Source organism: Bacillus sp. JJ1503 (genome assembly GCF_036965125.1).
GTDB lineage: Bacteria > Bacillota > Bacilli > Bacillales > Cytobacillaceae > Cytobacillus.
The window spans coordinates 1-6,822 of sequence record NZ_JBALOZ010000068.1; the positions used below are offsets into that span (position 1 = coordinate 1).

5 protein-coding genes and 1 other RNA gene are annotated in these 6,822 nt (G+C 37.9%); all 6 read right to left on the reverse strand.

Annotated features, from left to right (window positions below):
• Window positions 1–239: 239 nt before the first annotated feature.
• Window positions 240–2,159 (reverse strand): ATP-dependent DNA helicase, encoded by a 1,920-nt coding sequence (locus V7149_RS06230; RefSeq protein WP_335344788.1) that lies wholly within the window; start codon window positions 2,157–2,159, stop codon window positions 240–242.
• Between the two features lie 198 nt (window positions 2,160–2,357).
• Window positions 2,358–2,555 (reverse strand): hypothetical protein, encoded by a 198-nt coding sequence (locus V7149_RS06235; protein WP_335344789.1) that lies wholly within the window; start codon window positions 2,553–2,555, stop codon window positions 2,358–2,360.
• 218 nt (window positions 2,556–2,773) lie between these two features.
• The gene (locus V7149_RS06240; protein ID WP_335344790.1) at window positions 2,774–3,907 is read right to left on the reverse strand and encodes a THUMP domain-containing class I SAM-dependent RNA methyltransferase; all 1,134 of its coding nucleotides are present in this window, start codon (window positions 3,905–3,907) and stop codon (window positions 2,774–2,776) included.
• A 9-nt stretch (window positions 3,908–3,916) separates the two neighbouring features.
• Complete coding sequence (locus V7149_RS06245; protein ID WP_335344791.1) at window positions 3,917–5,626, reverse strand: putative bifunctional diguanylate cyclase/phosphodiesterase; 1,710 nt, start codon at window positions 5,624–5,626, stop codon at window positions 3,917–3,919.
• A 206-nt stretch (window positions 5,627–5,832) separates the two neighbouring features.
• An RNA gene (rnpB, locus tag V7149_RS06250) (RNase P RNA component class B) lies at window positions 5,833–6,233 on the reverse strand.
• Between the two features lie 81 nt (window positions 6,234–6,314).
• Window positions 6,315–6,617 carry a cell division regulator GpsB gene (gene gpsB, locus V7149_RS06255; RefSeq protein WP_066294702.1) on the reverse strand — a complete coding sequence of 101 codons (303 nt, stop codon included), beginning with the start codon at window positions 6,615–6,617 and terminating at the stop codon, window positions 6,315–6,317.
• Window positions 6,618–6,822: the final 205 nt, after the last annotated feature.

Below are 6,822 nucleotides of genomic sequence, written 5' to 3' on the forward strand. Positions count from 1 at the left end.
AACATTCTACTTATCGAAGAGGATTTTCAACATTTTCCCCATATCATTCCGCAAAATCAGTATCTGGCAATTAATTGATGCATGTCCTGTCGCATAGTCGACACTAGTACGTCCTGTATGTCGGGGGTAGGCGCTGGAGCTAGACAGTTCTCAAACTCGAGAAATGTTATGCTTTCTTAACTCTTTTAAAAAACATCCCCTTCTGCTTTTCACTAGCAGAGGGGATGTATTTTATTAGTTTAACCTTCCGTTGTTGGGAGCACATTTTTAATTTGCTTAAGGACTTCATTATCTTCATTTTCCTTAATAAGAATATGCACTCTTCCTTTGTCTTCATGAGTTCTGATTAATCTTCCAATTCCTTGCCTTAACCGTAAAAGCATATACGGCAAATCAACCTCTTTAAACGGGTCAGAGGCCCCCTCACGTTTTGCTTTAAAAACAGGATCTTGAGGAGGAAATGGCAATGAGAATATAAAGACATTTTCAAGTGATCTCCCAGGAACGTCTAAACCTTCCCATAAATGAACTGAGCATAGTACTGATTGCTCTTCATTTTGAAAATTAGATACGAGCGTACTAATTTCAGCATCTCCTTCAAAATAGACAGGGAATTTCATCTTGCCTTCAATCCTCTTTTTGAAGCTGGCAAGCTCCTCTTTTGCTGTAAAAAGGACTAACGCTCTTCCATCAGACTTTTCTAGTTGTTCTTCGACATATTGCATTTTCTCATCAAGTGAATCCTCTTTAAATGCCGGCATATTAATAACCATATTATCATCATAATTAAATGGCGAAGAAACGGTAAAAGATAAGTAGCTGTCGATTCCTAAGCTTTTCGCCATATAATCAAATGACTTATTTTCCGAAAGTGTCGCAGAAGAGAAAATAAATGGCTTCTGTTGAGAGAAGACTTCTTCTCTCATAATATCTTCAACCATGCGGGGCATGATTACGAGCGTTCTTTCCCCTGCATGTTCCTCGAACCAAGTGATCCCCTTCAAATCCTTTAGAAATAAGGATAGCGAATACGATATTTGTTCTAAATACTCCTCAACAATTTTTAAATCATATTCGTTAATAACATACATTTCGCTTTCAAACACAAGCTCATCTTCAAGTGAACTAATATATTGAAGAAGTTTTTTTCCTTCCTTGATGACAATCTCAGACTTTTTAATTGTTTTTTTATCCGAACCTTCTGCTAGAGAAGATGCCTTTTCAAGAGAAAAGAAAAATCGCTCATTTTGAATAATGGTTTCATCGATCATATGCAATGTCTTTTCTCTTACATCATTGGCCATTAATCGGGTTAATAGCGATTCAAGAATTTGCTCTGTAAATCTATAGGTTAATGCCTTTTGAGAGGCATATTCCAGTAAATGACCTTCATCGAAAACGACACAAGAACTATCCGGCAAAAGCGGAAGCTGCCCTTCTCTCTTTCTAGATTCCTTTGTCCAAATATGCTCCATATAAAAATCGTGGGAACAGATAATTATATCCTTCGCATTCCTGTAGAAATCACGATTCAAAGTTTGTCCACAACGATGGCGTTTTTCACATGTAAAGCAATCTTGAAAAGGATCCCATGCAATATCGTTCCATTTCTCATCTGTTAATTCAGGATATTCCTTTCGATCTCCATATCTTTCAAAGCTTTGCATGGAAGAACCAGAATGGACAAATTCAGGGAGCTGATCGTAAACCGAGTTATATGTATCCATATTTTCACTTGCAACTAATTGGTCAAGCTTATTTAAACATAGATATTGGTCCCTTGACTTCGCTAGCCGTACATCAATATTTAAGTTTAGTGCCTTTTCAAGCTTGGCAATATCGCCCTCTTTTTTCACAAGTTGCTCAATTAATGTTTCATCTGCACAGGCTATGATGGCTGGTTTATTTATATATCTTGCATAGGCTAGGCTATAGAGCAAATAAACAATCGTCTTTCCTGTACCTACACCCGCTTCAGCGAATATAACCTTCTTTTCCTTAAATGCCTTTTCAAGCTGAAATGCCATGAAAATTTGTTCATCACGCATTTCAAAGCCTGCTTCAGGCAGGATATCGTAAAAAACATCCCCGATCCATTCACTTAATTTATCAAAAAAAGATTCACTTTTGGACAATGCAAAAGGCATTCTGCTTTGCATATTACCCCTCCGACATAGAAAAAATTTAAGCGCCTGTTAATAGACGCTTCATCTCATACCTGTATCATTATCTCATCTTTGTTTCATTGTTAAACAAAAGACCATCAATCATTGTATCGTAAATAGAGAAAGTGTCAAGTAAGAAGTGCAAAAGCCGCTTTAAGAACTAAAACATAAAAGAAAAGAACCTGACACATCTCAGCCAGGTCCCCTCTTAATAGCCGATCTTTTATGTACAGATGAAAATGATAACGACATCGCTTGCTGAAGTTCATTTTGAGCAGTTTGCAACTGTTCGAGTGCCGCTGATGATAATTCCTGTTCCCCCTTCACCGCTTCAATCGTATTTATTAACACCTGTGATATTTTATTAAAATCTATATTGGAATGGTGCATTGGCTTGGCCTCCTGATCCTCTAAATGATACATCTATTGTATTCAAGGACAGGTGGTTCTATGCTCCGAAAGTATTATTTTTCTCGAGTTTGAGAACTGTCTAGCTTCAGCGCCTACCCCCTCGAGGTCACAAGCCAATCCTCCCAGAAAGGAAAGTACACCTTTCCGGGAGGATTGGCTTGTGCTTGTCGGGGGTGGACAAGGCGCTTCCGCTTTTCTTATTTTGGAGGTCTTTTCCCCCAGTATTGATAGTAGTCTGTTTTTATAAAGCCATTAAACAATTTACGCTTCTTTGTTGCTTGTTTTCCGTAAAATTTCTCAAAGTCTTCATTCGAAGTAAGAACATATATCGACCATGTATCAAGGGACGATAATGCCTTTCCCATATCTTCATACATTTTCTGAACTGCTTCTTTTTCCCCTAATCGTTCCCCATATGGAGGATTGCAGGCGATTACTCCATATTCCTTTGTTGTTGTAAAATCCTTTACCTGCATTTGTTTAAAGCTGATTAAATCACCAAAGCCTGCTTCAAATGCATTCTCCTGAGCAATTTTCACCATGCGATGATCAATATCAGAGCCAGTTATATCAAGCTGCTGATCATAGTTCGCTAAATCCTCTGTCTCAGTTCTTGCCTCATCCCAGACTTGTTCAGGCACCCATGACCACGATTCAGAAATAAATTCACGATTAAATCCGGGGGCAATATTTTGTCCGATTAGTGCTGCCTCAATTGGAATGGTGCCGGAACCGCAAAAAGGATCAACAAACGGTTTTTCTGGAGTCCAGTTCGTAAGCATGACAAGTGCGGCAGCAAGAGTTTCCTTTAATGGGGCTTCTCCCTGGCCAGCCCGATATCCTCGCTTATGTAAGCCGCTTCCGCTTGCGTCGATCGTGAGCAGGGCCGTATCCTTAAGTAATGCCACTTCTATTTTATATAACGGGCCATTTTCCTCGAACCAGCCAGTTTTTTTATAATGGGTTCTCAATCTTTCAACAACTGCTTTTTTGACGATTGCCTGACAATCAGATACACTAAAGAGCTTAGATTTAACAGATTTCCCTATTACCGGAAACTCAGCGTCCTCAGATAAATAATTTTCCCAAGGAAGTGATTTTGTTTTCTCGAAAAGTTCATCGAAGGTAGTAGCTTTGAACTCCCCGATTTTTATTTTTATTCGATCTGCTGTACGAAGCCATAAATTCGATCTAGCAATCGCCAGAGAATCCCCTTTATAGCTGATTCTTCCGTTTTCAACTTCACAATCATACCCTAAAGCGCGTACTTCCTTCGCAACGAGGGCCTCTAAGCCCATAGCAGATGTTGCAATCAGATCATATTTTGTCATAATTTCACCCTAATTCATTATTTCCGTTTCCCAGCTCGTTAGAAATGTCAACAGCTTATGTAAAGGAATTGGTTTGGATATATAAAAACCTTGAATAAAGTCGCATTGTTCTTTCTTAAGAAAATCATATTGTTTTTTATTTTCAACACCTTCTGCCACTACTTTTAAGTGCAGCCGATGCGCCATCGTAATAATGGCCTCCACAATGGAGGAATCTTCCTCATATATAGATATTCTTCTTATAAAGCTTTGATCTATTTTCAGTGTATCGAGCGGAAAACGGTTTAAATAGCTTAATGATGAGTAGCCTGTCCCAAAATCATCTATTGATAATTTAACACCAAGCTGCTTTAACTTTACAAGCTTATCGACAGTTTCACTCGCTTTTGGCATGATCATACTTTCTGTAAGTTCAAAATCAATATAGTTCGGGTTGACATTCGTTCTTTGAAAAATTTCACCTATTGATTTTACAAAATTGTCTTGGTTGAAATGAATCGCCGAAATATTTACACTCATTCTCAATTTAGGATTACCTTGTAAATGGATGGCTTTTAAATCTTCGCATGCTTTTTGAATAATCCATTCACTTATTGGAATGATTAAGCCAGACTCTTCTGCAAGAGGAATGAATTCTGAAGGTGGTACTAGACCAAATTCTTCTTGTTTCCATCTGACCAATGCTTCCAAACTAACAACTTTATTCGTTTTCGCATCAATAATTGGATGATAAACAAGAAAAAATTCATTACGTTCAATTGCCTTTCGCAAATCATTTTCCATTTTCATCTGTCTTGACTCATTGTGATGCATCTTATTATGATAAAGCTCGAATTGATTTCTTCCGCCGCTTTTCGCCTCATACATAGCCTTGTCTGCGGTTCTTAATAATGTTTCGATATCCGTCCCGTCCAAAGGGTATAAACTTATCCCAATACTTGTAGAAACGTATACTTCTTGCATATTAAGATGAAAAGATTTTGTAAACTCTTCTATTATCATTTCAGCCATATGGACGGCTTCTTTTGGATGTTTGAGGTTGGGTAAAACGATGACAAACTCATCCCCGCCAAGCCTTGCAATCATATCCTTATTTTTTAGCAACCCTTTTAACCTTGTAGATACTTTCTTCAGAAGCATATCTCCATAATTATGACCGAGAGTATCATTTATTTGTTTAAACCGATCTAAATCTAGAAAAAGGACAGCTAATAGCTGATTATACTTTTCAGCTGTATATATTAAGTCTTCAAGCCGCTTATTTAAACTATAGCGATTGGCCACGCCTGTCAGGGAGTCGTTATGTGCTAAATATCTCAGCTGATCCTCAGCATGTTTACGATCCGTAATATCAGAAAATACAGCAACAAAATTTGTGATGTAACCCTCTTCATCTTTAATGGAGCTAATCGTTATCCATTCAAGAAATACATCTCCATTTTTGCGTTTATTCCAAATTTCACCTTTCCAGTATCCGTTTTCATAAATTTGGTTCCACATATGTTTATAGAACTGCTCGTCATGAATTCCAGATTGAAGGATGTTTGGATTTTTTCCAACAACTTCTTCTTTCGTATATCCAGTCACAATTTCAAAAGCAGGATTTACGGAAATAATTCTAGATTTCCCGTCTGTAATCATGACTCCTTCACTCGTATTTTGAAGAATCCTCTCTGCGAGTTTTATTTGTTGACTGACCCTGATCTCAGATAATATCATATTTTTCGTCCTTATTTACGATATTTTTTCTTCTTTAGTATTCATTATTATCATATAGTTAATCTCCTCAATATACAATATTGGCATAAGCATCTTATAAACGCTTTCCTTCAAAAGTCGAAAAAAGGACAAAATTCTTTGTCCAATAGGAAAAGCCCCCCTATAAAGGAGGGCAGTAGCTTCATGCATTCATGTCACTAATAACGTTCTGTAAGCCATGTTTTGTTCCTTTGTACTGCAAACGACCCTAAGTCTCGTACTAAGGTGGTAATCATCTATCTACAGGTATACCCTGTCCTTCTCCTCGTTCATTTCCTAAGAGAAAGCGCCCCTACCATAATTTGGGTTTCTCGCTCGTGGGGTTTACCTCGTTCCACCCTCTTCATTTCTGAAAAGGCTCCGTCACTGTGGCACTTTCAAGGTATTCATGCCATATCCAAGGACTTAGGCATTTTCCCTGCCGTCAGCCAAGCAAATACACGTATTTGCCTAACTGCCCTAGCTTATGATTTCACTAGGCACGAACACTACACGCATCTCAGCCTGTGCGAGCATGGACTTTCCTCTACAATTCGCTATACGCTTATTGCAGCGATTACCCGAACGTTATTAATGATAACAAAAGTTATTATATGCAACTTTCAAATGAATAGCAATGGTTTTCAATTTGAAATCGAGAAAATTTTTGTCAATCGTACAATTTACTTCCAAAAACATGCTTTTCTAAGTTGGACAGCCGCTTTAGTATATCAAAATTCGTTGTCCCAGCAGTTTGTGCGGCGACTGGACGTCTGGAAGCCTCTTCAAGCTGCTTCTTTAATCTCATATTTTCTTGTTGTAAATCTTCAATTTCCTGATGGAAAGTTTCATAATCCTTTATTACCCAATCGAGAAATTTATCTACTTCTTCTGGTTTGTAGCCGCGCATAGCCGTTTTAAATTCTTTTTCCAAAATATCTTTTGCCGTTAATTTCACTTTATCGGAAAGCATGACAATCACCTCAAAGTTCACAATCATCATATCTATTTTTTCAGAGATATGCATTTTTGTCAATTTTTCTTTCGAACTAATTTTTCGCAGATTAACGGGCTGTAAGACCCCTGCTTCAAGAAGTTGAGGAAACATAAGATTCTAAGTGGGGGACTAACAGCCCGTAAAGGCCCGATTGTAGGAACAACAGACTAAGAACGCCACG